The sequence below is a fragment of the Caulobacter sp. GW821-FHT10A10 genome, from assembly GCF_059415745.1.
Window position 1 is genome coordinate 38584 of the sequence record NZ_JBWKNV010000005.1, and the last position, 25338, is coordinate 63921.

Genomic DNA, 25338 nt, shown 5'->3' on the forward strand with positions numbered 1-25338 from the left:
GGAATTTACGCGGTGAGCAGGCGCCCGCCGTCCACCCGCACCGGCCACGGCGTCAGCCGCGCGCCGACGCAGGGGCCGCCCAGACAGGCGCCGTCCTCGATCGCGAACACCGCCCCGTGCCAGGAGCAGGCGATCATGCCGCCGTCGGGGGTCAGATACTGGTCCAGCGCCTGGGCCAGCGGCAGGCCGGCGTGGGGGCAACGGTCGACATAGCCGAACGCCGCCTCGCCCCGCCGCACCACGAAGCCGTGAAAGCGGTTGGCTCCGATCTGCAGGACGTAGTTGCGGGCCGCCCCGTCGGCGATCAGGTCGAGCGGACCGAGATTGACCCCGGCCGGCGTCGACCACACCCTTCCGCCCGTTTCGCCGACGGTCGCGACCTCTTCGCTCAAACCCGCTCGACCTGCTGCTCGATGGCGCCGAAGATCGTGTGACCCTTGGCGTCCTTCATCTCGATGCGCACGGTGTCGTCGCCCAGCAGGAACGGCGTCTTGGCCGCGCCGTGCAGGATGGTCTCGACAGTGCGCAGCTCGACCAGGCACGAATAGCCAAGACCGCCCTCGGCGATCGGCTTGCCGGGGCCGCCGTCGGCGCCGCGGTTGGAAACGGTGCCCGAACCGACGATCGTGCCGGCGCTCAGGGCGCGGGTCTTGGCCGCGTGGGCCACCAGGGTTCCGAAGTCGAAGGTCATGTCGACGCCGGCGTCGGCCGTGCCGAAGTCCTTGCCGTTCAACTCGATCAGCAGCGCGCCCGACAGCTTGCCGTCGCTCCAGCCCGGCAGGGCGTCGGGCGACACCGCCACCGGCGAGAAGGCGCTGGCCGGCTTGGACTGCACGAACCCGAAGCCCTTGGAGAGCTCGGCCGGGATCAGGTTGCGCAGGGAGACGTCGTTGCACAGCATCACCAGGCGGATGGCCTCCAGCGCCTCCTCGCGGCTGGCGCCCAGGGGCACGTCGCCGACGATCACGGCGATCTCGCCCTCCAGGTCACAGCCCCAGGCCGCATCGGCCAGCGGGATGGTGTCGCGCGGCGCGAGGAAGCCGTCCGACGCGCCCTGGTACATCAGGGGATCGGTCCAGAAGCTGTCGGGCATCTCGGCCCCGCGGGCCTGGCGCACCAGCTGCACGTGATTGACGTAGGCGCTGCCGTCCAGCCACTGGAAGGCGCGCGGCAGGGGGCTCAGCGCGTCATGCTCGTGGAAGCGGTCCTTGGGCACGCCGCCGTGCTCCAGGCTCTCGGCCAGCCCGCGCAGCAGCGGCTCGCAGCGTTCCCAGTCGTCGAGCGCGGCCTGCAGCGTCGGCGCGATCGTCCCGGCGTCCGTACACCAGGCCACATCGTTCGACACCACGACCAGCCGGCCGTCGCGGCCGCCCTTCAGAGACGCGAGCTTCATTCGGCGCTTCCTCTCATTGTTCTGGTTACGGCAGGCGGGCCTTGGGGAACCCGTCCCAGCACGCGTCATAGTCGGCCTGAAGCGCGCGATGCTCCAGCGCGAACTTCGTCGGGGCGATCACCCAGCGGCTCTCGAACATGAAGGCCAGGGTGTGGTCGATCTTGTGCGGCCCCAATTCAGCGTCGGTCGCCTTGCGATGGCTGGCCACGTCGGGGCCGTGATCGCTCATGCAGTTGTGCAGGCTCGCCCCGCCGGGAGCGAAACCGCCCTCCTTGGCGTCATAGGCGCCGTGCACCAGCCCCATGAACTCGCTCATCACGTTGCGGTGGAACCAGGGCGGGCGGAAGGTGTGCTCGGCCACCATCCAGCGCGGCGGGAAGATCACGAAGTCGACATTCGCCGTCCCCGGCGTGTCGCTTGGCGAGGTCAGCACCGTGAAGATCGACGGGTCGGGGTGGTCGTAGCTGACCGTGTTGATGGTGTTGAACCGCGCCAGGTCGTAGCGGTAGGGCGCGAGATTGCCGTGCCAGGCCACGACGTCGAGCGGGCTGTGATCCCAGGCGGCCGCCCACAGCGATCCCTGGAACTTCTGGATCACCTGGGTCGGCGCATCGACGTCCTCGAAGGCCGCGACGGGGGTCTCGAAGTCGCGCGGATTGGCCAGGCCGTTGGAGCCGATCGGCCCCAGCTCCGGCAGGCGCAGCGCCGCGCCGTAGTTCTCGCAGACATAGCCGCGCGCAGGACCTTCGATCTCGACCCGGAAGCGCACGCCGCGCGGGATTACCGCGATGTGGCCCGGGCCGGCCTTCAGCACGCCCATCTCGGTGACCAGCCTCAGCACGCCCTGCTGCGGCACGATCAGCAGTTCGCCGTCGGCGTCGTAGAACACCCGGTCCTTCATCGAGGCGTTGACGAGATAAAGGTGCACGCCCATGCCGGCCTGCGCCGCCACGTCGCCATTGCCGGCCAGGGTGACTAGGCCGTCGACGAAGTCGATCGGCTCGGCCGGGATCTCGATCGGATCCCAGCGCAGGCGGTTGGGGGTGACTGGGCCGTCGAAGGCGCTGGTCAGGCGCGGCTGGGCGTAGGGCTTGTAGGGTCCATGCCCGGCGCTGGGCCGCAGGCGGTAGAGCCAGCTACGGCGGTTCTCATGCCGGGGCGCGGTGAAGGCCGTGCCGGAGAGCTGCTCGGCATAGAGGCCGAACGGAACATGCTGCGGCGAGTTCTGCCCCACCGGCAGGGCGCCGGCCACGGCCTCGGTGGCGAAGTGAGCGCCGAAGCCGGTCTGGTAGCGGAGGTCCATGCGTTTTCCCGTGCCTTTGCCAGCACTTTTCCCGTCATCCCGGAAAGCCCGCAGGGCTTATCCGGGACCCAGAGGCGGTGCGCGCCGCCCCTGGGTCCCGGTTCTACGCTACGCTTCGGCAGGGATGGCGAAAGATATTTTTAGGCGTCGACCGTGATCACGCCGCGGCGGATCTGGTCGAGCTCGATGCTTTCGAACAGGGCCTGGAAGTTGCCGTTGCCGAAGCCCTCGTTGCCCTTGCGCTGGATGATCTCGAAGAAGATCGGCCCGAACAGGTTCTCGGTGAAGATCTGCAGCAGCAGGCCCTCGTCGCCGACGTTTCCGTCGATCAGGATGCGGTTCTTGCGCAGACGCTCCAGGTCCTCGCCGTGGCCGGGCACGCGCTTGTCGACCAGCTCGTAATAGGTCTCGATGGTGTCCTGCAGCTTGACGCCGCGAGCCCGCAGCTTCTCGACCGTGCCGTAGATGTCGGCCGTGGTCAGGGCCAGGTGCTGGATGCCCTCGCCGTTGTACTGGCGGATGAACTCCTCGATCTGGCTCTTGTCGTCCTGGCTTTCGTTCAGCGGGATGCGGATGGCCTTGTCGGGCGCGATCATCGCCTGGCTGAACAGGCCCGTGGCCTGGCCCTTGATGTCGAAGTACTTCTGCTCCTCGAAGCCGAAGACCTGGTTGTAGAAGGTCGACCAGGTGCGCATCTGGCCGCGCTTGACGTTGTGGGTCAGGTGGTCGAGCAGATCGAGGCCCACCGAATTGGCGGCTTCGGCCTCGGCCGCGCCGGGAACCGGGGTCCAGGCGTCGTAGATGCTCCCCTCGCCTTCGACGAGATAGAGCAAGGACCCGCCGATGCCTTCCAGCACCTTGGCGCTCTGCCCCAGCACCGAGCGCGACGCGTCGGCGGCCTTGGCGCCGCGCTTCAGGGCGTCTGCGAAGGCCTGCTCGGCGTCGTCGACGCGAAAGGCCATGCCGTTGGCCGAGGGGCCGTGGGCCTCGCGGAAGTCGGCGACCTGGCCGGCGGCCTCTTCGTTGACCAGCAGGTTGATGCGGCCCTGCTTGTAGCGGGTCACGGCCTTGGTCGGATGGATGCTGGCGGGCACGAAGCCCAGCTGCTCGATGATCGCCTTCATCGCCGCCGGATCGGGGCTGGTGAATTCGACAAACTCGAAGCCGTTGAGGCCGAGCGGGTTTTCGGACGTGACGGGCATGCGGGCCTCCCTAAGGCTCGTGATGTTTCTTACGGAACCAGCGCGGCCGGCAGGCCGGCGATCAGGCGGTCGTTGTCGGCCGGTCGGCCGATGGTGATGCGCACCCAGCCGCCCTTGACGGGCGTCGGGCGGACGATGAGCCCTTCGTGCAACAAACGCATGGCGGTGGCTTCGGGGCCTGCCGGGGTGCGCAGGAAGACGAAATTGGCCTCCGAGCGGGTGTATTCGACGCCCATCTCGTCCAGCGCCGCCTCGACGCGGGCGCGCTCGGACAGGGTCAGGGCGACGGTCGAGGCCAGGTGCTCGCGGTCGTCCCAGGCGGCCAGGGCGGCGGCCTGGCTGACGGCGGTGACGTTGAACGGCGGGCGCAGGCGGTCGAGATAGGCGATCAGTTCTTCCGACGAAGCGATCCCGTAACCCACCCGCATGCCGGCCAGGCCATAGGCCTTGGAGAAGGTGCGCGCGGCGATCCACGGACCGCCCCAGGCCTCCAGCACGGCCAGCATGTCGTAGGCCTCGTAGTACTCGCGATAGGCCTCGTCGACGAACACCAGGGTGGTCTTCGGCGTGGCGGCCAGCACCGTCTCGACGGCTTCCTTGGAGAGGGCGTTGCCGGTCGGGTTGTTGGGCGTGCAGAGGATCAGCAGCTTGGGACCCTTGGCGGCCGCGGCGGCCACGGCCGGGACGTCGAGGTCGAAGTTCGGCAGGCGCGGCACGTCGACGATCGTCGCCTCGGCGCACTTGGCGAAGATGTCGTAGGCCGGGAAGGTCGGCGAGGAGAGCAGGATCTCGTCGCCCGGCGCCAGCACGGCGCGGAACACGTAGTCGATCAGGGCCTCTGAGCCCGGCGACACCAGCAGGCGGTCGGACGACACGCCGAGCCGCTGGCCGATGGCGGCGCGCAGGGTCTCGCAATAGGGATCGGGATAGATCTGCGGCTCGGCCACGGCGGCCATCACCGCGTCGGCGACCTTGGGGCTGGCGCCCAGCAGGTTCTCGTTGCTGGCCAGCTTGGCGAAGTCCGACAGACCCGTGCGCCGCCCGGCCTCGGCCAGGGTCATGCCGGCCTTGTAGGCGACGACGCCGTCGAGAGCGGCGCGCATGGGGGTGGCGGCCTGAGCCTGGGACTTGCGATCGAGAACCAGCATGACGGCCGCTCCGGGAGTCGGGGGATACGGACGTCAGGATAGGTCAGGCGCGGAGACGCGTTGTGGCGATTATGACCGGTGAGACTGGCAAATGGGTCACTTTATGACCTAACAGGATCACTATCTGAATTTCCGAGGCCGCACGTGGAACACCTCTCCCGTGGGAGGGGGAGGGGCCCGCCGCGAAGCGGTGGGAGGGTGAGGGCGTACGCTGCTTGCGGTCCCATCCCCCTTCGTCCCTGCCCTGTCTGGAAAGGTCCCTAACCCCTCACCCTCCCAGGCTTCGCCTGGGCCCCTCCCTCTCCCTATGGGAGAGGTTTTTATTCCAGATAATCCAGCGGCAGGGCCGTGGAGTCCTTGATCGTCTCCAGCACAAAGCTCGACTGGATGTCCTTGACGGCCGGCATCTTCAGCAGACGCTTCATGGTGAACTCGGCATAGGCGTCGAGATTGGGGGCCACCACCCGCAGCAGGTAGTCGTAGCTGCCGGTCATGGCGTGGCAGCCCACCACCAGCGGCTCGCGCAGTATGGCCTCCTTGAAGGCCTCGGCGGCGGTCTCGTTGTGGCGGTCGACGGCGACCTCGACATAGGCCAGCAGGTCGAGCCTGGCCTTGCGGCGATCCAGCACCGCCACATAGCCGCTGATCAGGCCGGCGGCCTCCAACTGCTTGACCCTGCGCAGGCACGGGCTGGGCGACAGCCCCACCCGCTCGGCCAGCTCCACGTTCGTGACCCCGCTGTCGCGCTGCAGAACGTCGAGAATCTTCTTGTCGGTGCGGGTGAGCTTCATCGTGACCGGATCGCGTGATTTGCCGGCAGTATATGACTCTAGATCCTCCCCCTGAAGGGGGAGGTGGCCCGAAGGGCCGGAGGGGGAAGTTGTTGCTGAGATCCAGCAGTCACGCCCCCCTCAGTCGCTCCGCGACAGCTCCCCCTTCAGGGGGAGCATCCAGACAGCAAAACGCCCGGGCCAGAGGACCCGGGCGCTTCGACTTACGCGGTACGCTTACTGTTACGCTTACTGGTACTAACTCGGAGTTCAGTTGGCCAGGCGGCGCAGGAACGACGGGATCTCCAGATCCTCGCCGTCGTCGGCCTGGGGTTCGATCGGCTGCAGTTGCGGACGCACCGAGCTGGTCTGGCGGGCCTGCGGCTGCGGGGCCGGCTCGTAGCGTTGCTGGCGACCGCCGCCGAACAGGCTCATCCAGCCGCCGCTCTTCTGCTGACGGCGATCCTCGTAGTGATCGCTGTACAGCGGCTCGTCGTCGGCTTCGGCGACCATCGGATCGACGATGCGGGTGACGCGCGGCGCGGGGGCCGGCTCATAGACCGGTTCCGGCTCGTAGGCGGCTTCCGGCTGGGCGTAGAGGTCGGCCTGGGCCTGGACCGGTTGCGGGGCCGGCTCGTAGGCGGGCTCCGGATAGGCCGAGGTCGGGCGCTCGATCGGACGGGCTTCGTAGCGCGAACCCGGGCGGATTTCCGGCTGGGCCGGCGCCTGGGCGACCGGCTGCGGGGCGGGTTGCGGAGCCGGCTGCGGCGCGGGACGGGTCGTCTCGGCGAGCAGCGGCGGGGCCTGGACGTTGCGCGAGACGGGCTTGGGCTCGATCTGCTGGATCGAGGCGCCGTCCATGCCGGTGGCGACCACCGAAACGCGGATCACGCCGTCCAGCGACGGGTCGAAGGCCGCGCCGAAGATGATGTTGGCTTCCGCGTCGACCTGGTCCGAGATCGCGTTGGCGGCCTCGTCCACTTCGAGCAGGGTCATGTCCATGCCGCCGGTCACGTTGACCAGCACGGCCTTGGCGCCCTTCAGCGAGACTTCGTCGAGCAGCGGGTTGGCGATGGCGTTCTGAGCGGCCATCAGGGCGCGGTCTTCGCCGGTGCCCTCGCCGGTGCCCATCATCGCCTTGCCCATCTCGGTCATGACCGTGCGGACGTCGGCGAAGTCGAGGTTGATCAGGCCCGGCAGCACCATCAGGTCGGTGATCGAGCGGACGCCCGAGTGCAGCACCTGGTCGGCCATGCCGAAGGCTTCGGCGAAGGTCGTGCGTTCGTTGGCGACGCGGAACAGGTTCTGGTTCGGAATGACGATCAGGGTGTCGACGTAGCGTTGCAGCTCCTGGATGCCGGCGTCGGCCAGGCGCATCCGGTGGCGGCCTTCGAAGTGGAAGGGCTTGGTCACCACGCCGACGGTCAGGATGCCGCGTTCGCGGGCGCACTTGGCGATGATCGGGGCCGCGCCGGTGCCGGTGCCGCCGCCCATGCCGGCGGTGATGAACACCATGTGAGCACCTTCCAGGTGCTCGCCGATCTCGGGGAAGCTTTCCTCGGCGGCGCTCATGCCCACCTCGGGGTGCGCGCCGGCGCCCAGGCCCTGCGTGATCTGCACGCCGAGCTGGATGCGACGGTCGGTCTTGGCGAACTGGAGCTGCTGAGCGTCCGTGTTGGCGACGACGAACTCAACACCTTCGAGGCCTGCCTCGATCATGTTGTTTACGGCGTTGCCGCCCGCGCCGCCGACGCCGAAGACCACGATGCGCGGCTTCAGCTCAGTGGTGCGCGGCGCCGAAAGTGAAATAGCCATGGGGACCCTCGCGTCCTTACGCCGAATTCGTCAAATGAACCGACCGCAAGTCGGTAACGCCTCGACGATCGGGTTAACAGAACAACCACCATCGTTAACTGGCGGTTAAAGCCATAATCTGAGTCGGCTGCAGGTCGATCCCGCTTACAGGGAAAAAAGCGAGTTATCCAAAGGAATTGCTTGGAACTCCTTGGTTTCCAAGCTGGGCCGAAACCCCTGTGCGACGGAACGCCGCGAGCCGTTTTTTCCGGCCAAACCCGTTGGATTCGGGGGCGCGAAACTACACTGTTCGGCCTTTCAGGCACTTAGAAAGTTAAACGACAGGGTTAATTCACCCGAGGGGTGATTTGTTCGCGCGAGCCGATAGCGCACGCGAAAACGCCCCGCCCTTCCGGGCGAGGCGCGTCGAAATCCCGGATCGGGACGAAAGCTTTAAAGGTTGTCGCGCAGCCAGGCGGCGGCCTTGGCCACCGGCGAGGCGTTGGGGTCCATCGGGCGCTTGCGCACCTGGCCGCCGGTCAGGGCCTTGGGCGAGACCACCTCGCGCGGGCCGAAGGCGGCGCGGTGCAGAACGCCGGCGGCGGCGCAGAAGGCCGGACCCGAGGCGGCGTCGGCCAGGTGCGGCACCCGGCGCGGACGCCCCAGGCGCACCGGACGGTCGAACACCCGCACGGCCACTTCGCGCACGCCGGCCAGCTGGCTGGCGCCGCCGGTCAGGACGATGCCCGCGCCCGGTTCCACCGGCGCGCCCGAGGCCTTCAGGCGCTCGCGCAGCAGTTCCAGCGTCTCTTCGACGCGCGGCTGGATGATGCCCTTCAGCAGGCTGCGGGGCGCGATCACCGGGCCGGCGCCCGGATCGTCGCCGCGCGGCGGGGCCTCGATCATCTCGCGGTCCTCGTTGGCCGAGGCGATGGCGCTGCCGTGCAGGGTCTTGATGCGTTCGGCGCCGGCGACCGAGGTCTGCAGGCCGCGGGCGATGTCCTGGGTCACATGCCCGCCGCCGACGGCCAGGCTGTCGACGTGGCACAGGGCGCCGTTGTTGAACACCGCCACCGAGGTCGAGCCGCCGCCCATGTCGATGCAGACGGCGCCCAGGTCCATCTCGTCCTCTTCCAGGGCCGCCAGGGCCGAGGCGAAGGGCGCGGCGACCACGCCCTCGAACGACAGGTGGGCGCGCTCGACGCAGTGGGCCAGGGTGTGGAAGATGTTCTCGTTGACCGAGACGACCAGCAGCTCGAGGCCGAGCGCGCGGCCGAACATGGCGCGCGGGTCGCGGATGCCCTTCTGGCCGTCGACCGACCAGGCGATCGGCAGCAGGTGCACGGGTTTGCGGCCCGGCAGGCGAACCTGGGCCAGGGCCGAGGAAATGGCGCGCGACAGATCCCCATCCGCGATGGGACGGGCGCCCAGCGACACCTGGGTGTGGACGCGATGGCTGGCCAGCTGGCCGCCGGCGGTGCAGACGCTGACGCCCTGGACGTTGACGCCGGCCACGGTCTCGGCGCGCTCCACGGCCTGAGCGATGGCCTGGGCGGCCTCGTCCAGATTGACGATCGCCCCGCCGCGCACGCCGCGCGACTGCACGTAGCCGACACCGGCGGTCGTCAGGGTGCGGTTGTCGCGATGAATGCCGTCGCCCTTCATGATGAAGCACGTGACCTTCGACGCGCCCAGGTCCACGGCCGCGACCGCGGGCTGACGCACGAGCGTCGCCTTCAGGCCGTCACGGGCCTGTCTCCGGTCCTCAAGTCGCGACATGGTCAGGGTCACCTCAGTCCATCACTTTTGTTCTTAAGCCCCGTTGGCCACCGGCTGCCCGGGCAGCACGGAGTCACGGGGCCGGATCGCCACCATCTCGGGATCGCGCAGGTCGATGCGCGCGAAGCCGAGATCGAGGATGCGTTGCCGCTGGTCCAGTTGATCCAATTGAATCAACGCGGATTCTTCGTCAATGGCCGGCAGCTGGATCAGGGATCCATCTTTCAGCCGCAGGTCCCAGCGGCGGTCGTCGACGCGCACCAGGGCTTCGAGACGGTCACGCAGACGCGGCCGGGCGTTGACCGCCGGCAGGATGTTTCCCGCGGCCTGGTCGGCGCCCTGCCCCACCACCAGCGGCAGGTGCGGGAAGCGCGCGGCGTCGGCCTCGCGGATGATGCGGCCCTCGGCGTCGATCACCTTCAGGCGGCCGGAGTGCTGCCACACGGCCAGGGCCGGGCGCTCCTCGACGGCGATCATCACGGTGTCGGGCAGCAGGCGAACCACCTTGGCCGACTTCACCCAGCCCACGCCCTCGACGCGGGCCTTGAGGTCGACGAGGTCCATGCCCAGCGTCGGCTGGTCCTGGTAGAGGCCCGTGGCCTTGAGAATGTCGGCCTGGGCGGTGGCCGAGGCGCCGGTGACGTGGACGGTCTTCAGCTTGAAGCCGAGATTGGCGAACTCGCTGTCGACGCCGCCCACCATCGCCTCGCCCAGGCGCTGGGCGCGGTGGCCGGTGGCCAGGGTGACGACAAGCGCCAGGGCAAGAGCGCCGCCGGCGACGCTCAGGGCCAGGCTCGGCGAGACGCCTACGCCGCCGCGCGCGGCGTGCAGCTTCCCCGCCGGCTGCTGTTGCTGAGCCGGGCGAGCCTTGTTCGGACTTGCGGGCGCTTCGGCCCGGGGGCGCGCTGGCTTGCGCGGTCCCCCCCGCACTGCCGCGGGCATAAGCGTCCTCCACCATCAGACACTAGAGAAAAGGAACCCTTCGGCGCCGCGCCGGACCCGACCGTCGTTGGGGAGACGGAGAGCAGGTTCGGACGAAGCGCCTATGGAGGCGTAGAAAGGCCTGAAGGTCGTTAATGTCGTCATAACGAAGGGGCCGCCGTATTACGGTCCGGCAACCAAGACGTGCGCCATTTCGGCACGGTCGTTAACCCTGCCAGGCCCTTGCGGCGCCAGGGTTTGCGGCGGTTTTTCCTTGCTCGGGCAAGGCCTGGCGCAAGCTATGCCGCGGCGCCGCAAATCTGTGGATGAGCACATAAAGTATGAACGGCCGCGCGCTTCGCGACCTTTTGACTCACCCGTCGGTCGCGGCGACGCGCCGCACGCGCGGGGCGTGTTGAGGGCGTTGGGCGATCCACCTCCCCGCCCGTCATCCCGGCCGGAGCGCAGCGCAGAGCCGGGCCCCAGGGGCCGCCGCATCGCATCGGCGGCCGCCCGGGCGCTTAGTTGATCCACCGAGCCCAGTCCCCTGGGTCCCGGATAGCCGCTACGCGGCTTCCGGGATGACGATCGTTTGGGAAACGGGAGGGATCAGTGCCCCGCCTCGGCCGGCGCCGCCGCGCTGAGCGCACGGAAGTCGATGTCGCTGTCGGCCACCAGATAGATGAAGCTCGTCCAGGCGGCGACGTTCTGGGCCAGCTGGATCGGGTCCACCTTGTCCAGGGTGTCGTCGGCGGTGTGGTGGTAGTCGAAGTAGCGGCTGGCGTCCTGGTTCAGGGCGATCACCGGCACGCCGGCGCCCTCGACGCCGCTGATGTCGGCGCCGCCATGGGCGGCCGGGGCCTTGTCGAAATAGACCTTCAGCGGGCTCAGCACCTGGATCGCCGCCTTCATGGCCGGATGACCTTCCGAACCCTTGGGCAGCTGCAGGCTGTAGATACGGTCGGCGCCGGTGTCGCTCTCGCCGGCCAGAACGAGCTTCTCGAGATTGGCCTTGTTGGCCGCCAGGAAGGCCTCCGACGAGCCGCCGCTCTCCTCCGCCCCCCACATCACCACGCGGATGGTGCGCTTGGGATGCTTGGGCAGGTCGCCGATCAGCTTGGCGGCGGCCGTGGTGATGGCGATGCCCGCCGCGTCGTCGAAGGCGCCGGTGCCGACGTCCCAGCTGTCCAGGTGGCCGCCGATGACGATCACCTCGTCGGGCTTTTCCGAACCCTTGATGTCGGCCGAGATGTTCCAGGCAACGTCGCCGGCGTCGAGGCTGGAGGCCAGCTTCAGCTTGATGCGCAGCGGACCCTTCTTGGCCAGGCGCTCCAGCTGCTCGGCCTCGGGCACGCCCAGGGCGGCGGCCGGGATGGTGATCACGTCGGGGCCGTTGGTGGTGACGCCGGTGTGCGGCACGGTCGAACTGGAGGTCGAGATCGAGCGGATCAGCAGGGCCACGGCCCCGCGCTTGGCGGCCTCGACCGGACCCGAGCGGCGCGAGATGCCGGCGATCCCGTAGCCGGCGCCGTCCTGGGCGCGGACCATCGGCTGAGTGATGACGACGATCTTGCCCTTGATGGCGCTTTCCGGCGCGGCGATCATCTCGGCATAGGTGGTGAACAGCGCCACCTCGGCCTCGATACCCTGCGGCGGGGTCGGGATGGTGCGGCCCAGGCCGACGATCGACAGCTTCAGGGGATAGGGCGCGACCAGCTCGGCGCTCTCCTCGCCGCGGGTCCAGGACGGCTTGGCGAACGTATCGACCTTGATGTTGGTGAAGCCGAGCGCCTTGAACTTGGCGACGCTCCAGTCCTTGGCGCGCTCCATGCCCGGCGAGCCGACGAGGCGCGGGCCGATGGTGGTGGTCAGATCCTCGGTGATGTCCCAGGCCAGGTGGTCCGCCAGGGCCTTGTCGCGCAGCGCCTCAGCGGTCTTGACGTCTTGAGCGTGGGCAGCGCCCGCCAGCAGGGCGGAAGCGGCGACGGCGGTCAGCAGGCTGCGGAACATGAGCAGGATTCTCCCCTAAGGCGGGCTTTTCATAGCACTGCTCTTCCGGTCGAGAACCCCGCCCCGCGCCCACTTTTGTCAGCAGCGTGCAGGAGGCGCGAAAAACGCCCTACCCTGGCCCCAAGTCAGATTCTGGGCGCCGCCCCGAACAGCTTGTCGGCGAAGAGGTCCAGCGCCTTCTGCGACAGGTCGGTGTTGTTGAGGATCACCACCGTATCGCCGGTGTCGAGCCGGTGGCCCAGCACCGAGCGGAAACCGGCCGTGCGTCCAGTCTCCCAGGCCGCCAGCTTCACCTGGCCGTCGATGGTCAGGGTGCGGGTCCTGCCGCCCAGGGTGTAGTCCTGCTCGGGCACGCGGATCGTGGTCAGGGCCTTGCGCGAGGCCTCGCTGAGGAACGGCGTGTCGAAGACGATGTGGGCGGCGACCAGCAGGTCGTCGACCGTGCTGAAATAGCCGCCGCTAGCCGCCATCACCGACAGCCGCGGATTGGTCCGGGGCGCCAGCGGCGGGCCGGCGTAGTAGGACTTCGCCACGCTGGGATCAGCGTCGATCATCGCGCCCTGGGTATGGCTCATCTTCAGCGGACCGGTCGTCAGCTCGCGCACCACCTCCAGGAACGGCTTGCCGGTCGCCGCCTCGACGATGGCCGTGACGATGAACCAGTTGACCGGGTGGTAGTCGAACTTCGTCCCCGGCGGGAACAGCGGGTCGCCCTGGCCGAACAGCTTCACGGCCTGCGCCGCGGTGACCTCGCGCTTGAGGATCTCGGGATCGGCCTTCAGCATGGTCATGAAGGTGTTGGGAATGCCGCTGGTGTTGGACAGCAGGTGGGCCAGGGTCACGGTCTTGCCGGTGTCGGGCCGCTGCTCGGGCAGCCAGGTCGCGATCGGCGCATCCAGACTGAGCTTGCCCTGCTCGACCAACCGCAGCACGGTGATGGTGGTCAGCCACTTCGAGATCGAGGCGATGCAATAGAGGGTGTCGCGCGTGGCGGGCTTGCCGGCCTCGATGTCGGCCGAGCCGAAGGCGCGCACGTAGGACGGCTTGCCCTTGCGCCCGATCATCACCACGCCCTGGAACTTCTGCTCGGCGACGAAGGCGTCGACGATCGGGTTGGCCGCGCCCAACTGGGCCGGCGAGGCGAAGGAAAAGCCGGGCGCGGCGCACAGCGCCCCGGCGGCGGCAAACAGACCGCGACGATCGATCATGCAACTAACCCCACGAAATCGCCGCCCCCAACGATGGCGCGACCCTGGCGCACGGCGCGGGCGAAGTCCCGTTAAGCTTTGGCAATGAGCGAACATTGGCATTCGACGAGAAGCGCTCTAGGTCTGGGCGGGACTTCAGGAGACCTCGATGCCCAAGCCGACGGCCGAGACGGCCGCCGCCGACATCCCCCTCGACGCCAAGCTGCGGCCGACCCAGGCCCGCGCGCAGGACACCTACGAGGTCGTCCTGGCCACGGCCGGCGAACTGCTGGTCGAGTCCGGCTTCGAGCAACTGACCACCAACGCCATCTGCAAGCGCGCGGGCCTGACCCCGCCGGCGCTCTATCGCTACTTCCCCAACAAGTACGCGATCCTGAAGGAGCTCGGCGACCGGCTGATGCGCCTGCAGGACGAGGCGGTGTTCGAATGGATGGCGGCCGGCGGCCTGGAGGGCGACACTCCGGCTGAGCGCGTGGGAAAAGTGGCCGACCTGCTGACCGGCGTCATCGACATGACCCGCGCCTTCCCCGGCGGGGCGGCCATCGGCCGGGCCCTGCGCGCCGTGCCGATGCTGCAGCAACTGCGTTTCGCCTCGCGCGACATGGTCGCCGGCCAGTTCGCCGAGGTCCTGGCCGCCCGCTTCCCGTCGGTTCCCGCCGCCCGCATCGGCGTGGCCACCCGGATGATGGTCGAACTGACCTACGCCGCCACCGAAATGGCCGTCGAGGAGCCCGAGCAGGACGCCGCCGCGCTGTCGCAGGAGATCGGCCGGCTGTTCGACCGGTATTTCGAGACGTTCGATCAGGCGCTGTAACGGAAGGGACCTCCCCCTTTGGGGGGAGGCGGCCGAAGGCCGGTGGGGGGCCGTTTTCAGCTTCCGAGGCGTTGGCCGCTTTCGCAACCACTCCCCCCACCGATCGCTACGCGATCGCCTCCCCCAGAGGGGGAGGTTCGATAACACCGACTTGCAATAACGATAGTTTTTACTATCGTCAGTCCATCGCAGCGGGGGAACGCCGATGGAGGGTTGGAAGAACTGGTCGGGCAGCGTCACCGCGACGCCCAGCGCGATTGCCCGGCCGCGGACGATCGAGGAGCTCTCCACGCTGGTGATCCAGGCCGGCAAGGTCCGCGTCACCGGGGCCGGCCACTCGTTCATGCCGCTGTGCCAGACCGACGACCTGCTGCTGAACCTGACCGACCTGGAGGGCGAGGTCGAGATCGCGCCGGATCGCAAGACCGTCTGGGCGCCCGCCGGCTGGAGCCTCAAGCGCCTGACCGCCGCCCTGTGGGCCGAAGGGCTGTCGCTGATCAATCAGGGCGACATCAATCCCCAGTCCCTGGCCGGCGCCGTCTCGACCGGCACCCACGGCACCGGCGCGGAACTGGGCAGTCTGGCGACCCAGGCCTGCGGCTTTCGCCTGCTGACCGCCGACGGACGCCTGGTGGAATGCGGACCCGATATTGAGCCCGAGCTCTATCAGGCCCAGCGCCTGTCGCTGGGCCTGCTGGGCGTGGCCGTCGCCATCCGCATCAACGTCGTCCCGGCCTACCATCTAGAAGAGCGGATCAGCCGCCTGCCGCTCGCCGAGGTGATCGAGCGCTTCGACGAGCTGGCCGCCGCCACCCGGCACATGGAGTTCTGGGTCTTCCCCTACAGCGACCAGGTGATCTTCAAGACCCTGCACCCGGTCCCGGCCGAGGCCGCCGACGAAAAGCCCGGCAAGGGCGGCGAAGGCGACGAGGCGATCTTCAGGGCGGTCTGCGACCTGTGCGCCGCCGCCCCCGTGCTGACCGGGCCGATGCAGCGGCTCTTGATGAAGCTGGCCGGCGCGCCCAGCCGCCGCGCGGCCCCGGCCTACGAGATCTTCCCCTCCGAGCGGAACGTGCGCTTCGAGGAGATGGAATACGAGATGCCGCGCGAGACCGGCCTGCCCACCCTGAAGGCGGCGATCGCCCACATCCGCAAGCGCCGCCTGCCGATCACCTTCCCGTTCGAGTTCCGCCTCGTGGCCGGCGATGACATCTGGCTGAGCCCCTTCAACATCGGCCCCGGCGCCTCGATCTCGTTCCACCAGTACGCCCGCATGGACTGGAAGCCGGCCTTCGCCGAGGTCGAGCCGGTGCTGGCCAGCGGCGGCGGCCGGCCGCATTGGGCCAAGCGCCACAGCTTGACCCCCGCCGACGTCCACCGGCTCTATCCCCGCGCGGCCGACTTCCTGCGCGTGCGCCAGGCCTGGGACCCGGCCGCCAAGTTCGCCAACGCCCACATGACGCAGCTGTTCGGGATCTGACCCCATGACGGACATCGCCCTTCACGCCGACCTCGTCGGCCAACAAGGCTCGCGCGAGCAGTTGAACACGCCCGTCCTGGTCGTCGATCGCACCGCGCTCACGGCCAACATCGCGACCATGGCCGCCTTCGCCGCGTCCAAGGGCCTGAAGCTTCGCCCCCACGCCAAGACCCACAAGAGCGCCGACATCGCCCGGCTGCAGATCGCGGCCGGCGCCGTGGGCCTGTGCTGCGCCAAGATCGGCGAGGCCGAGGCCCTGGCGGCCCAGGGCGTGACCGAGGGCCTGCTGATCACCTCGCCGGTCGTCTCGGCCCCGGCGATCGCCCGCCTTGCCGCCCTCAACCTTGCGGCCACCGGCCTGAAGGTGGTCGCCGACCATCCCGACAATGTCGCCGCCCTGGGCGCGGCGGCCGCCCTAGCCGGCAAGCCGCTTGAGGTGGTCATCGACCTCGACCCCGGCATCCACCGCACGGGCGTGGCCTCTCCCGAAGCCGCCGTCGCCCTGTTCGAGGCCATCCAGGCCCAGCCCGCCCTCACCTACGCCGGCCTCCAGTGCTATTGCGGCGTGCAGCAGCACATCGAGGCCTTCGACCTGCGCAAGACCGCCCTGGAGGATCGCGGGGCCTATATCCGCGAGGTCATCGCCGCCCTCACCGCCGCTGGCGGCGCGCCGCCGATTGTCAGCGGCTCAGGCACCGGCTCCCACCGCATCGACGCCGAGCTTTCGATCTTCACCGAACTGCAGGTCGGCTCCTACGTCTTCATGGACGACCAATACCTGGCCTGCGACCTGGCCGGAGAGGGTGCGCAGGCCAGCCCCTACCAGCGCTCGCTGGTCATCGACGCCCGCGTGGTCAGCGCCAACAGCCCAGGCATGGTCACCGTCGATGCGGGCTTCAAGTCGATGTCCACCGACGCCGATCCGCCCCTGGTCGTGGCCGGCGCGCCGGAGGGCTCGCGCTACTTCTTCATGGGCGACGAGCACGGGGCTCTCGTGCCGATGTCGGGTTCGCCCCCGCCCCTGGGCGCCCGGGTCACCCTGGCCGTCCCGCACTGCGACCCGACCGTGAACCTCTACGACGCCTATCACGTGGTCGAGGGCGAGACCCTGGTGGCGATCTGGCCGGTCACGGCGCGCGGGCGCTCGCGTTGATCCTCGGGCGAGGCTAACCTCCGGCGACGCCGGAGGTTGAGCCCATGTACGACGCCCCGATCCTCGATCGCCAGGAGCAGACCGCCGTCGCCGAGTTCGAGGCCGGACCGCTGCGCTATCGGGCCGAGGTGCGTGTCACCCCGGCGGGCATCCTGGCCGTCGGGGCGTTGCTGACCGGCATGCTGCTGTCGTCGGCGGCGATCGTCTGGGCGGCGAAGCATCATCTTCATCGGCGGTAACTCCGGCCAGGCGAAAGCGCCGATCGATCCATGGTGGAGTTTGTCGGAGCAGTGTAGGCAGGCGTGCATGTGCCATTTCATCACCCTGGTCGCGCCCACCGATGACGTCGCCGCCTTGCAGGCGGTGATGAAGCGGCATGGCCGCGGGGCCACGCCGGTCGACAATGCGTCGATCCGCAAGGTGCTGGGCGACGCCGACCGCCAGTTCCTTACCACGCGCAGCGAATGTGATTGCGGAACCGTCCTGGCCTCCGGTCCGGACGATCCAGACGCCGCCGAAGAGGGCTTCGCCAAGGAAGCCGAGCGCCTGAAGCGCAAGGGCTGGTCGGCCGCGAAGATCGCGCGGGCCATGGAGGGCCGACGCAAGGCCGAGGCGCGGCCGGACGATCGCGCCCCCGACAGCATCGACCTGTGGGCGGCCGTGCTGCGCGATCTGGGCGAAATGTTGAAGCTCCCCCATGCCGGGCTGGTGGTCAGGCTCTATTCGGGCGGGATCGAAGACGAAACCTTCGACGCCCGGCGCCGCGAGGCCCCGGCGGGCGCGCCCCTGAACGAGACCCTGGCCTCGATGCGGCAGGACGAGGTGACCGTCTTCCGGCTGAAGTGAATGTCAGCGTGACGATCGACCGGTCCAGAAAAACCCCTTTGGCCTGCGGCGCGTTGAAGACTATCCATGGCGTCCGTTCTGGATCGTCCGCCGCATGACCACCGCCGCTCTCTCGACCGCCGCCAAGAAGCCCCGCCGCAACCGGCGTCGGCCTTCCGCGCGCTGGACGCGGGCGGGCCTGCTGGTCTTCGCCGCCGGGGTCAGCGTCGCCGTGGTCGGCCAGACGGCGTATCGGATGATCGACGCCCGCAACGCCACCAAGGCCGCCACCGCCGCGCCGCTGGCCATGGACAATCCGCGCTTCACCGGCGCCATGCGCGACGGCCGCGCCTTCCTGATCACCGCCCGCCGCGCCGAGCGCGACGCGGTCGATCCCAACAAGGTCAAGCTGGTCGATCCCACCCTGGTGCGCGGCTACGGCCAGCCCGACGCCACCCGGGTGACCTCGAAGGACGGCGTCTACCAGGAAGCCCAGAACCTGCTGGTGCTGACCAAGGACGTGAAGATCGACAACGGCCAGGGCTACCAGTTCGCCTCGCAGGAAGCCCGGATCGACACCAAGACCGGCGAGGCCGTGGGCGGCGCCCAGATCACCGGCCAGGGTCCGCAGGGCAATGTCCGCGCCGACAGCTACAGCGTCAGCGACAAGGGCGACCGCGTGGTCTTCAAGGGCCGCGTCCGCACCCGCGTCCAGACCCAGTAGGCCGAACGCGACATGACCGGCCTCGGACTCCTGGACCGCGCCCGCGCGACCCGCATCTGCTTCCTCTACATCGCCCAGCCGCATCAGGTCTGGCACAGCCTGTCGACGGCCGTGGCCCTGGCGCGCGGTTGGCCGGAGATCCAGGTCGAGATCGCCGCCACCTCGGCCGGCCACCTCGACTACATCCAGGGCATGCTCGACGGCCTGGGCGGGGCGCCGGTCACCCTGCGCCTACTGCCGCCGGCCTGGCTGCGCAGGCTGTCGAAGAACGCGCCGCCGCCCAAGGCCCTGATGCTGGCGCTGAACGCCGCGCGCCTGTCGGGCTACGACGCCGTGGTCACGCCCGAGCGCACCACCGCCCTGCTGCGCAAGCTGGGCGCTCGCCGCACGGCGCTGGTCTACACCCAGCACGGCGCGGGCGATCGCGGCGGGCCGTTCGAGCCGCGCCTTCGGGCCTTCGACCTGGTCATGGCCGCCGGCCCCAAGCAGCGTGACCGGATGGTCGACGAGGGCTGGGTCAGGCCGGAAGCCTGCGCCATGGTCGGCTATCCGAAGTTCGACCTGGTGGACGCCCTGCCGCCCAGCGCCGTCCCGGCCTTCGAAAAGCCGCTGCCGACCGTGGTCTACAACCCGCACTTCCACGAGAGCCTGGGCTCGTGGCCGGCCTTCGGCCTGTCGATCCTGGAGCAGTTCGCCGCCGACGAGCGCTTCAACCTGGTCTTCGCCCCGCATGTGCGCCTGTTCGAGACCGCCTCGGAGGCCGACCACCGCGCCGTCGCCCGCTTCGAGGGCCATCCGCGCATCCATATCGATCTCGGCGGCCCCGCGGCGTTCGACATGACCTATACGCGCAGCGCCGACCTCTATCTCGGCGACGCCTCCAGCCAGGTCTACGAGTTCCTGCGCACGCCCAAGCCGTGCCTGTTCCTCAACCCCGCCCACGCCGACTGGAAGGGCGACGAGAGCTTCCACCACTGGCGCTACGGCCCGGTGCTGGAGACCGCCGACGGCATCTGCGACGCGACGGCCGCCGCCTTCGCCGGCCATGGCGACTATCTGGAGGCCCAGAAGACCGGCGTCGCCGAAACCTTCGACCTGACCGACGAGGCCTCGTCGCTGCGCGCCGCCCGCGCCATCGTCGACCGCCTGGCCGCTCTCGACCGATGAGCCCGCAAAAGGCCAATCCCCTGGCCCGCGTGCTGGCCAACGCCGGCGCCCTGCTGGGCGGCCGGGGGGTCAACGCCGTGGTCGGCCTGGCCTACATGGCCCTGGCCGGACGCAGCCTGGGCCTGGCCCTGTTCGGCGCCCTGACCCTGATCAACGCCTTCGCCCAGACCCTGGGCGACATGGCCAAGTTCCAGTCCTGGCAGACCGTCGTGCAGTATGGCGCGAAACCCCTGCTCGACGGCGACAAGACCACCTTCCAGCAGGTGCTGCGTTTCGCCCTGGTGCTCGACCTGGTCGGCGCGCTCATCGGCGTGACCCTGGGCGTCGGCGGCGCCCTGCTGTTCAGCCGCTGGCTGGGCTGGTCGGAAACCCTGGCCCCGGCCGCGGCGCTCTACTGCCTGTCGATCGCCGCCATGACCTCGGCCACGGCCGTGGGCCTGCTGCGCCTGTTCGACCGCTTCAAGGTGCTGGCCGGCGAGCAGGCGATCTCATCGACCGTGCGCCTGATCGGCTGCGCGATCGCCGCCGCCCTGCATGCGCCCGTCGAGGGTTTCCTGCTGGCCTGGGCGGCGGGTACGGTCGCCTCCTTCACCTACGTCGCCGCCGTCGCGGTGTGGAGCCTGCACGGGCGCGGCCTGCTGCAGGACTTCTCGCTTCGGGGACCGCTGGGCCAAGGCCTGCCAGGCGTCTGGCGCTTCGCCTGGGCGACCAATTTCAGCAGCACCATCGACGTCGGCTTCACCCACGTGCTGACCCTGGCGGTCGGCGCCCTGGTCGGTCCCGGCCCGGCGGCGCTGTGGCGCGTGGGGCGGCAGGTGGCCGACGGCATGGCCAAGCCCGCCCGCCTGATGCTGCCGGCCCTGCATCCCGAATTCGCCAAGTTGCGCGCCCAGAAGAACGACGCCGCCATGCTGCGCCTGGCCCGCCAGATCGGCCTGATCGGCGGCGGGGTCGCGGGGCTGCTGCTGCTGGTCTGCCTGGTCGCCGGCCAGTGGCTGCTGACCATCGTCATGGGCGCGGAGTTCGCCCCCGCCGCGGGCATCATGACCTGGCAGGTCGCCGCCGCCGCCATCGGCGTCATGGCCCTGCCGATCGAGCCCATGCTGGTGTCGATGCGCGCGGCCGGCGCGGCGCTGCGGGTGCGCATCGTCGTCAGCGTCGCCTACCTCCTGGCGCTCGCTCCGCTGCTGAAGACCTTCGGCCTGACGGGGGCCGGCGCGGCGCTGGTCCTGGCCATGGCCGGCATGGCGCTGGGCATGTTCATCACCCTCAGATCGAAGCTCCGACACGAAGCCGCCGCCGAGCGCGAGGCCGAAATCCTCGCCGCAAGCGCCCCCGCGCGCGAACAGGCTTGCGCGGAACCCCGGAACGAGCGCAAAGGCGATCCGCAATGACTACGCCCACCGCTTCCGGCCGGACCGTTCGGTTCGCCGACTTTCCGACCCTGACCGCCGCCCTGGATTTCGCCGCGACCGGCGAGACCGGGATCAACCTGTATTCGCTGCGCGGCGAACTGGTCGAGGCCCTGTCCTACGCCCGCCTGCGCGAGGAGTCGCTGGTGCTCGCCCGCCGCCTGCTGGCGACGGGCGCCACCGTGGGCGACAGCGTCGCCCTGATCGCCGAGACCGACGGCGACTTCGTGCGCGCCTTCTTCGCCTGCCAGTACGCCGGCCTCGTGCCCGCGCCACTGCCCCTGCCCGCGCCGCTGGGCGGCCGCGAGGCCTATATCGAGCAGATCGCCCGCATGTGCGCCTCGGCCCACGCCAAGATCCTGATCGGCCCGGCCGGCATGGACCAGTGGCTGAAGGACATCGGCGCGGCCGGCGACCTGGCCTTTTCCGGTTCGCTGGCGCAGTTGCCGGAAGACGCTGGCGCGGCCCTGCCGGAGATCACGCCAGAGCACGCCTGCTATCTGCAGTTCTCGTCGGGCAGCACTCGCTTCCCCACCGGCGTGCTGGTGACGCACAAGGCCCTGATGGCCAACGCCGTGGCCATCACCCGTGACGGCCTGCAGGTGAAGCCGCAAGACCGCGCCGTCTCGTGGCTGCCGCTCTATCACGACATGGGCCTGATCGGCTTCCTGCTCAGCCCGCTGACCAGCCAGATGAGCGTCGACCTGCTGCCCACCGGCGCCTTCGTGCGCCGGCCGCTGCTGTGGCTCGACCTGATCAGCCGCAACGGCGGCACGATCGCCTACAGCCCGACCTTCGGCTACGAGCTGTGCGCCCGCCGCGCCGAGGCCGCCTCGATCGGCCACCTGGACCTGTCGCGCTGGCGCAGCGCCGGCCTGGGCGGCGACATGATCCGCACCGCTCCGGTCGAGGCCTTCGCCGAGCGCTTCGCCGCCGTCGGCTTCTCGGAAAAGGCCTATGTCGCCAGCTACGGCATGGCCGAGGCGACGCTGGCGCTTTCCATGGCCCCGCTGGGCCAGGGCCTGAAGCTCGAGATCCTCGACATCGAACGCCTGGAGCGCGACGACCAGGCCGTGACCGTCGGCGCCGATGCGCCCAGGGCCCGCGCCTTCGCCCGCTGCGGTCCCGCCCTGCCCCACCACGAACTGGAAGTGCGCGACGCCGACGGCGCGGTGCTGGCCGAGCGCCAGGTTGGCCGCATCTTCGCGCGCGGCCCCAGCCTGATGGGCGGCTATTTCGAGCAGCCCGAAGAGACCGCCCGCGTACTGGCCGTCGACGGCTGGCTCGACACCGGCGACATCGGCTTCCTGGTCGAGGGCGAGATCGTCATCACCGGCCGGGCCAAGGATCTGATCATCCTCAACGGCCGCAACATCTGGCCGCAGGACCTGGAGTGGACCGCCGAGCGCGAGATCCCCGGCCTGCGCAGCGGCGACGTGGCCGCCTTCTCCGTCCCCGGCGACGCCGAGGAGGAAGAGATCGTCACCATCCTGGTCCAGGCCCGCGGCGGCGACGCCGAGAGCCGCGCGGCCCTGGTCGAGAGCGTGGCCGGCGTGCTCCGCGCCCGCCACGGCGTCGAGACCCAGGTCAAGCTGGTCGGCGCCCACGCCCTGCCCCAGACCTCGTCGGGCAAGCTCAGCCGCTCCAAGGCCAAGGCCGCCTACCTGGCCGGCGCCTACGAGCGCGCCTGAGGTGGCCCTGGCCGGAAATCGCGTCGTCGCCGTCACCGGCGCGACCGGCTTCCTGGGCCAGCACCTGATCCGCGCCCTGGCCGAGCGCGGCTATGCTCCGCGCATCCTGTCGCGCCGCGACCCGGTCTCGCCGTTCTGGCGGGGGATCGAGCCGCAGGTGGTGCTGGGCGATCTCGGCAGTCCCCAAGCCCTGAAGCGCCTCTGCGACGGCGCCGGCGCGGTGATCCACGCCGCCGGCCTGATCAAGGCCGCCTCTCGTGCGGGGTTCGACAAGGTCAATGTGGCCGGCGCGGTCGCGGTGGCGCAAGCCGCGCGTGACGCCGGCGCCCGCCTGGTGCTGATCTCCAGCCTCGCCGCCCGCGAGCCGCAACTCTCCGACTACGCCGCCAGCAAGCGGGCCGGCGAAGAGGCCGTTCTGGCCGCCCTGCCCGGCGCCCTGGTCATCCGCCCGCCGGCCATCTACGGCCCCGGCGACCGCGAGACCCTGGGCCTGTTCGCCGCCGCCCAGAAAAGCCCGCTACTGCCAGTGCTGTCGCCCGCCTCACGCGTGGCCATGATCCACGTGCACGACGCCGCCGCCCAGATCCTCGACCTGCTGGAAGGCGACCGCACGGGCCTGGCCTCGATCTGCGACGACCGTCCCGACGGCTATACGTGGAGCGAGATCATGGCCGCCGCCGCGACCGCCGTCGGCGCCCCGCCGCCGCGCCTCTTCCGCATCCCCGACGCGGTCATTCACACCGCCGGAGCGGTCGCCGATGTGGCGAGCCGGCTTTCAAAGCAACCCACGGTGTTCGGTTCGGGCAAGGCGCGCGAACTGTCGCACCCCGATTGGGCCTTTTTGACCGATCCGTCCCTTGCGCCCTCGTCGAGTCGACACGATGTTGCCGCCGGCTTCGGCGATACGGTTGACTGGTATCGCCTTCACGGCTGGTTGCCGAAAAAATACAGCGACTAGTTCAATTGTGGCAGATATCTGACAGAGACACTGTTACGGTGAGGTGACAGTGCTTGTGTCGGGGGCGACTGGCGTTTGGCATGGATACAGTGACGGATCTGAGTTTGCGTGAGATCGGCCTGGCCGCGAGCAAGGTGCTCGGCCGGACCGTCGAGGTGACCCACGACACCCACATCGGCCGCGACCTCGCCGTGGATTCGCTGGCCCTGATGAATATCGTGATGGAGCTGGAAGACACCTTCGACATCTCCATCCCCCTCGATCGCCTCGCCTCGGTGGAAACCACCGGCGACCTCTCCAAACTGATCAACGATCTCCGAACCAAGGCTTGACCGATGGGTCTGTTCGACAAGCATCTGGCCTATCGCGACGCGTACAAGGCCATCCAGCAAGCGGGCGCCGACCCGTTCACCGTCCGCTTCGACGCCGTCGTCTCGCCCACTGAAGGCGTGGTCGATGGCCGTCCGACGATTCTGCTGGGCACCAACAACTATCTGGGCCTGACCTTCGACGAGAAGGCGATCGCCGCCTCGGTCAAAGCTGTGCAGGAACGCGGCACCGGCACCACCGGTTCCCGCATCGCCAACGGCAGCTTCGAAGCCCACGTGGCTCTGGAGACAGCGCTGGCCAAGTTCTACGGCCGCAAGCACGCCATGGTGTTCACCACGGGCTACCAGGCCAATCTGGGCGTGCTGTCCACGCTCGTGGGCCGCGGCGACCACCTGATCCTCGACGCCGACAGCCACGCCTCGATCTATGACGGCTCGCGCCTCGGCCATGCTGAAGTCATCCGCTTCCGCCACAACGATCCAGAAGACCTGGCCAAGCGCCTGCGTCGCCTCAAGGACGTGCCCGGCGAGCGCCTGATCGTCGTCGAAGGCATCTATTCGATGATCGGCGACACCGCGCCGCTCAAGGAAATCGCCGCCATCAAGCGCGAGATGGGCGGCTATCTGCTGGTCGACGAAGCCCACTCGATGGGCGTGCTCGGCGCCACCGGCCGGGGCCTGGCCGAAGCCGCGGGCGTGGAAGACGATGTCGACTTCATCGTCGGCACCTTCTCCAAGAGCCTGGGCGCCATCGGCGGCTTCTGCGTCTCCAGCCTCGACGACTTCGAGGTCATGCGGGTGATCTGCCGCCCGTACATGTTCACCGCCTCCCTGCCCCCGGCCGTGGTCGCCTCGACCCTGGTCGCCCTGGAGCAGATGATCGCCAAGCCGCAGCTGCGCGAACAGCTCAACAGCAACGCCTGCCGCCTCTATGACGGCCTCAACGCCCTGGGCTTCGTCACCGGTCCGGCCGCCAGCCCGATCGTCGCGGCCACCATGCCCGACGTCGAACGCGCCATCGCCATGTGGAACGGCCTGCTGCAATCGGGCGTCTACCTGAACCTCGCCCTGCCGCCGGCCACGCCCGACAGCCGCCCGCTGCTGCGCGCCAGCATCAGCGCCGCCCACACCCACGAACAGATCGACCAGGTCCTCAAGGTGTTCGCCGAAGTCGGCGCGGCGCTGGGCGTCATCGACGGCCAGAAGCGCGCCACGGCTTAAGGCGCGGGCGAGAAGCTGAAAAGACGAAAGCCCCGG

At 69.4% G+C, this 25338-nt stretch carries 23 protein-coding genes; 12 read left to right on the forward strand and 11 right to left on the reverse strand.

The window, feature by feature from the left end:
• Positions 1-5: 5 nt before the first annotated feature.
• The 11 genes from AC07NS_RS14475 to AC07NS_RS14525 all read right to left on the reverse strand — a co-directional run bounded on the left by AC07NS_RS14475 (position 6) and on the right by AC07NS_RS14525 (position 13528).
• Positions 6-392, reverse strand: a complete 387-nt coding sequence (locus tag AC07NS_RS14475) for a Rieske (2Fe-2S) protein (RefSeq protein ID WP_494604301.1) — start codon at positions 390-392, stop codon at positions 6-8.
• A complete protein-coding gene (locus AC07NS_RS14480) occupies positions 389-1393 on the reverse strand; it encodes a fumarylacetoacetate hydrolase family protein (protein ID WP_494604303.1) in 1005 nt (334 codons plus the stop codon). The genes AC07NS_RS14475 and AC07NS_RS14480 overlap by 4 nt, the downstream gene beginning before the upstream one ends.
• 25 nt (positions 1394-1418) lie before the next feature.
• A complete protein-coding gene (gene hmgA / locus AC07NS_RS14485; protein WP_494604305.1) occupies positions 1419-2696 on the reverse strand; it encodes a homogentisate 1,2-dioxygenase in 1278 nt (425 codons plus the stop codon).
• 140 nt (positions 2697-2836) lie between these two features.
• Positions 2837-3898 (reverse strand): 4-hydroxyphenylpyruvate dioxygenase, encoded by a 1062-nt coding sequence (hppD, locus tag AC07NS_RS14490; protein WP_494604307.1) that lies wholly within the window; start codon positions 3896-3898, stop codon positions 2837-2839.
• A gap of 29 nt (positions 3899-3927) precedes the next feature.
• The gene (gene hisC / locus AC07NS_RS14495) at positions 3928-5046 is read right to left on the reverse strand and encodes a histidinol-phosphate transaminase (protein WP_494604309.1); all 1119 of its coding nucleotides are present in this window, start codon (positions 5044-5046) and stop codon (positions 3928-3930) included.
• A gap of 320 nt (positions 5047-5366) precedes the next feature.
• Positions 5367-5837, reverse strand: coding sequence for an Lrp/AsnC family transcriptional regulator (locus tag AC07NS_RS14500; RefSeq protein ID WP_110118103.1), 471 nt, complete (start codon positions 5835-5837; stop codon positions 5367-5369).
• A 249-nt stretch (positions 5838-6086) separates the two neighbouring features.
• Positions 6087-7631: a cell division protein FtsZ gene (gene ftsZ, locus AC07NS_RS14505; protein WP_494604311.1), complete on the reverse strand. Its 1545-nt coding sequence runs from the start codon at positions 7629-7631 to the stop codon at positions 6087-6089.
• A 432-nt stretch (positions 7632-8063) separates the two neighbouring features.
• Positions 8064-9389 carry a cell division protein FtsA gene (gene ftsA / locus AC07NS_RS14510; RefSeq protein ID WP_110118110.1) on the reverse strand — a complete coding sequence of 442 codons (1326 nt, stop codon included), beginning with the start codon at positions 9387-9389 and terminating at the stop codon, positions 8064-8066.
• A gap of 33 nt (positions 9390-9422) precedes the next feature.
• A complete protein-coding gene (gene ftsQ, locus AC07NS_RS14515) occupies positions 9423-10331 on the reverse strand; it encodes a cell division protein FtsQ (protein ID WP_494604313.1) in 909 nt (302 codons plus the stop codon).
• Between the two features lie 588 nt (positions 10332-10919).
• A complete protein-coding gene (locus AC07NS_RS14520; protein ID WP_494604315.1) occupies positions 10920-12320 on the reverse strand; it encodes a M20/M25/M40 family metallo-hydrolase in 1401 nt (466 codons plus the stop codon).
• Positions 12321-12445: 125 nt separating this feature from the next.
• A complete protein-coding gene (locus AC07NS_RS14525) occupies positions 12446-13528 on the reverse strand; it encodes a serine hydrolase domain-containing protein (protein ID WP_494604317.1) in 1083 nt (360 codons plus the stop codon).
• A 148-nt stretch (positions 13529-13676) separates the two neighbouring features.
• On the opposite strand from AC07NS_RS14525, the gene AC07NS_RS14530 reads away from it, so the two are divergent.
• From AC07NS_RS14530 to spt, 12 genes are all read left to right on the forward strand, one after another.
• Positions 13677-14342 carry a TetR/AcrR family transcriptional regulator gene (locus AC07NS_RS14530; RefSeq protein WP_494604319.1) on the forward strand — a complete coding sequence of 222 codons (666 nt, stop codon included), beginning with the start codon at positions 13677-13679 and terminating at the stop codon, positions 14340-14342.
• 205 nt (positions 14343-14547) lie between these two features.
• Positions 14548-15822, forward strand: coding sequence for a D-arabinono-1,4-lactone oxidase (locus AC07NS_RS14535; RefSeq protein WP_494604321.1), 1275 nt, complete (start codon positions 14548-14550; stop codon positions 15820-15822).
• 4 nt (positions 15823-15826) lie between these two features.
• A complete protein-coding gene (locus AC07NS_RS14540; protein WP_494604323.1) occupies positions 15827-16975 on the forward strand; it encodes a DSD1 family PLP-dependent enzyme in 1149 nt (382 codons plus the stop codon).
• Positions 16976-17019: 44 nt separating this feature from the next.
• The gene (locus AC07NS_RS14545; RefSeq protein ID WP_494604325.1) at positions 17020-17214 is read left to right on the forward strand and encodes a hypothetical protein; all 195 of its coding nucleotides are present in this window, start codon (positions 17020-17022) and stop codon (positions 17212-17214) included.
• A gap of 67 nt (positions 17215-17281) precedes the next feature.
• Complete coding sequence (locus AC07NS_RS14550; RefSeq protein ID WP_494604327.1) at positions 17282-17821, forward strand: hypothetical protein; 540 nt, start codon at positions 17282-17284, stop codon at positions 17819-17821.
• A gap of 94 nt (positions 17822-17915) precedes the next feature.
• Entirely contained in the window at positions 17916-18524 is a 609-nt protein-coding gene (gene lptC, locus AC07NS_RS14555; protein WP_494604329.1) for an LPS export ABC transporter periplasmic protein LptC, read from the forward strand.
• A gap of 12 nt (positions 18525-18536) precedes the next feature.
• On the forward strand, positions 18537-19691 hold the full coding sequence (locus AC07NS_RS14560; protein WP_494604331.1) for a CDP-glycerol glycerophosphotransferase family protein: 1155 nt from the start codon (positions 18537-18539) through the stop codon (positions 19689-19691).
• Positions 19688-21085 carry a lipopolysaccharide biosynthesis protein gene (locus tag AC07NS_RS14565; RefSeq protein WP_494604333.1) on the forward strand — a complete coding sequence of 466 codons (1398 nt, stop codon included), beginning with the start codon at positions 19688-19690 and terminating at the stop codon, positions 21083-21085. The genes AC07NS_RS14560 and AC07NS_RS14565 overlap by 4 nt, the downstream gene beginning before the upstream one ends.
• On the forward strand, positions 21082-22794 hold the full coding sequence (locus AC07NS_RS14570) for a fatty acyl-AMP ligase (RefSeq protein ID WP_494604335.1): 1713 nt from the start codon (positions 21082-21084) through the stop codon (positions 22792-22794). The genes AC07NS_RS14565 and AC07NS_RS14570 overlap by 4 nt, the downstream gene beginning before the upstream one ends.
• Position 22795: 1 nt before the next feature.
• On the forward strand, positions 22796-23752 hold the full coding sequence (locus tag AC07NS_RS14575; protein WP_494604337.1) for an NAD-dependent epimerase/dehydratase family protein: 957 nt from the start codon (positions 22796-22798) through the stop codon (positions 23750-23752).
• Between the two features lie 80 nt (positions 23753-23832).
• Complete coding sequence (locus AC07NS_RS14580; protein ID WP_198575767.1) at positions 23833-24084, forward strand: acyl carrier protein; 252 nt, start codon at positions 23833-23835, stop codon at positions 24082-24084.
• A gap of 3 nt (positions 24085-24087) precedes the next feature.
• The gene (gene spt, locus AC07NS_RS14585; protein WP_110118121.1) at positions 24088-25302 is read left to right on the forward strand and encodes a serine palmitoyltransferase; all 1215 of its coding nucleotides are present in this window, start codon (positions 24088-24090) and stop codon (positions 25300-25302) included.
• Positions 25303-25338: the final 36 nt, after the last annotated feature.

What these genes read in the sequence shown, in the direction of transcription:
- AC07NS_RS14480 (WP_494604303.1), bottom strand. Translation starts at nt 1,393, where the DNA reads ATGAAGCTCGCGTCTCTGAAGGGCGGCCGCGACGGCCGGCTGGTCGTG.
- hmgA (WP_494604305.1), bottom strand. Translation starts at nt 2,696, where the DNA reads ATGGACCTCCGCTACCAGACCGGCTTCGGCGCTCACTTCGCCACCGAG.
- hppD (WP_494604307.1), bottom strand. Translation starts at nt 3,898, where the DNA reads ATGCCCGTCACGTCCGAAAACCCGCTCGGCCTCAACGGCTTCGAGTTT.
- hisC (WP_494604309.1), bottom strand. Translation starts at nt 5,046, where the DNA reads ATGCTGGTTCTCGATCGCAAGTCCCAGGCTCAGGCCGCCACCCCCATG.
- AC07NS_RS14500 (WP_110118103.1), bottom strand. Translation starts at nt 5,837, where the DNA reads ATGAAGCTCACCCGCACCGACAAGAAGATTCTCGACGTTCTGCAGCGC.
- ftsZ (WP_494604311.1), bottom strand. Translation starts at nt 7,631, where the DNA reads ATGGCTATTTCACTTTCGGCGCCGCGCACCACTGAGCTGAAGCCGCGC.
- ftsA (WP_110118110.1), bottom strand. Translation starts at nt 9,389, where the DNA reads ATGTCGCGACTTGAGGACCGGAGACAGGCCCGTGACGGCCTGAAGGCG.
- ftsQ (WP_494604313.1), bottom strand. Translation starts at nt 10,331, where the DNA reads ATGCCCGCGGCAGTGCGGGGGGGACCGCGCAAGCCAGCGCGCCCCCGG.
- AC07NS_RS14520 (WP_494604315.1), bottom strand. Translation starts at nt 12,320, where the DNA reads ATGTTCCGCAGCCTGCTGACCGCCGTCGCCGCTTCCGCCCTGCTGGCG.
- AC07NS_RS14525 (WP_494604317.1), bottom strand. Translation starts at nt 13,528, where the DNA reads ATGATCGATCGTCGCGGTCTGTTTGCCGCCGCCGGGGCGCTGTGCGCC.
- AC07NS_RS14530 (WP_494604319.1), top strand. Translation starts at nt 13,677, where the DNA reads ATGCCCAAGCCGACGGCCGAGACGGCCGCCGCCGACATCCCCCTCGAC.
- AC07NS_RS14535 (WP_494604321.1), top strand. Translation starts at nt 14,548, where the DNA reads ATGGAGGGTTGGAAGAACTGGTCGGGCAGCGTCACCGCGACGCCCAGC.
- AC07NS_RS14540 (WP_494604323.1), top strand. Translation starts at nt 15,827, where the DNA reads ATGACGGACATCGCCCTTCACGCCGACCTCGTCGGCCAACAAGGCTCG.
- AC07NS_RS14545 (WP_494604325.1), top strand. Translation starts at nt 17,020, where the DNA reads ATGTACGACGCCCCGATCCTCGATCGCCAGGAGCAGACCGCCGTCGCC.
- AC07NS_RS14550 (WP_494604327.1), top strand. Translation starts at nt 17,282, where the DNA reads ATGTGCCATTTCATCACCCTGGTCGCGCCCACCGATGACGTCGCCGCC.
- lptC (WP_494604329.1), top strand. Translation starts at nt 17,916, where the DNA reads ATGACCACCGCCGCTCTCTCGACCGCCGCCAAGAAGCCCCGCCGCAAC.
- AC07NS_RS14560 (WP_494604331.1), top strand. Translation starts at nt 18,537, where the DNA reads ATGACCGGCCTCGGACTCCTGGACCGCGCCCGCGCGACCCGCATCTGC.
- AC07NS_RS14565 (WP_494604333.1), top strand. Translation starts at nt 19,688, where the DNA reads ATGAGCCCGCAAAAGGCCAATCCCCTGGCCCGCGTGCTGGCCAACGCC.
- AC07NS_RS14570 (WP_494604335.1), top strand. Translation starts at nt 21,082, where the DNA reads ATGACTACGCCCACCGCTTCCGGCCGGACCGTTCGGTTCGCCGACTTT.
- AC07NS_RS14580 (WP_198575767.1), top strand. Translation starts at nt 23,833, where the DNA reads ATGGATACAGTGACGGATCTGAGTTTGCGTGAGATCGGCCTGGCCGCG.
- spt (WP_110118121.1), top strand. Translation starts at nt 24,088, where the DNA reads ATGGGTCTGTTCGACAAGCATCTGGCCTATCGCGACGCGTACAAGGCC.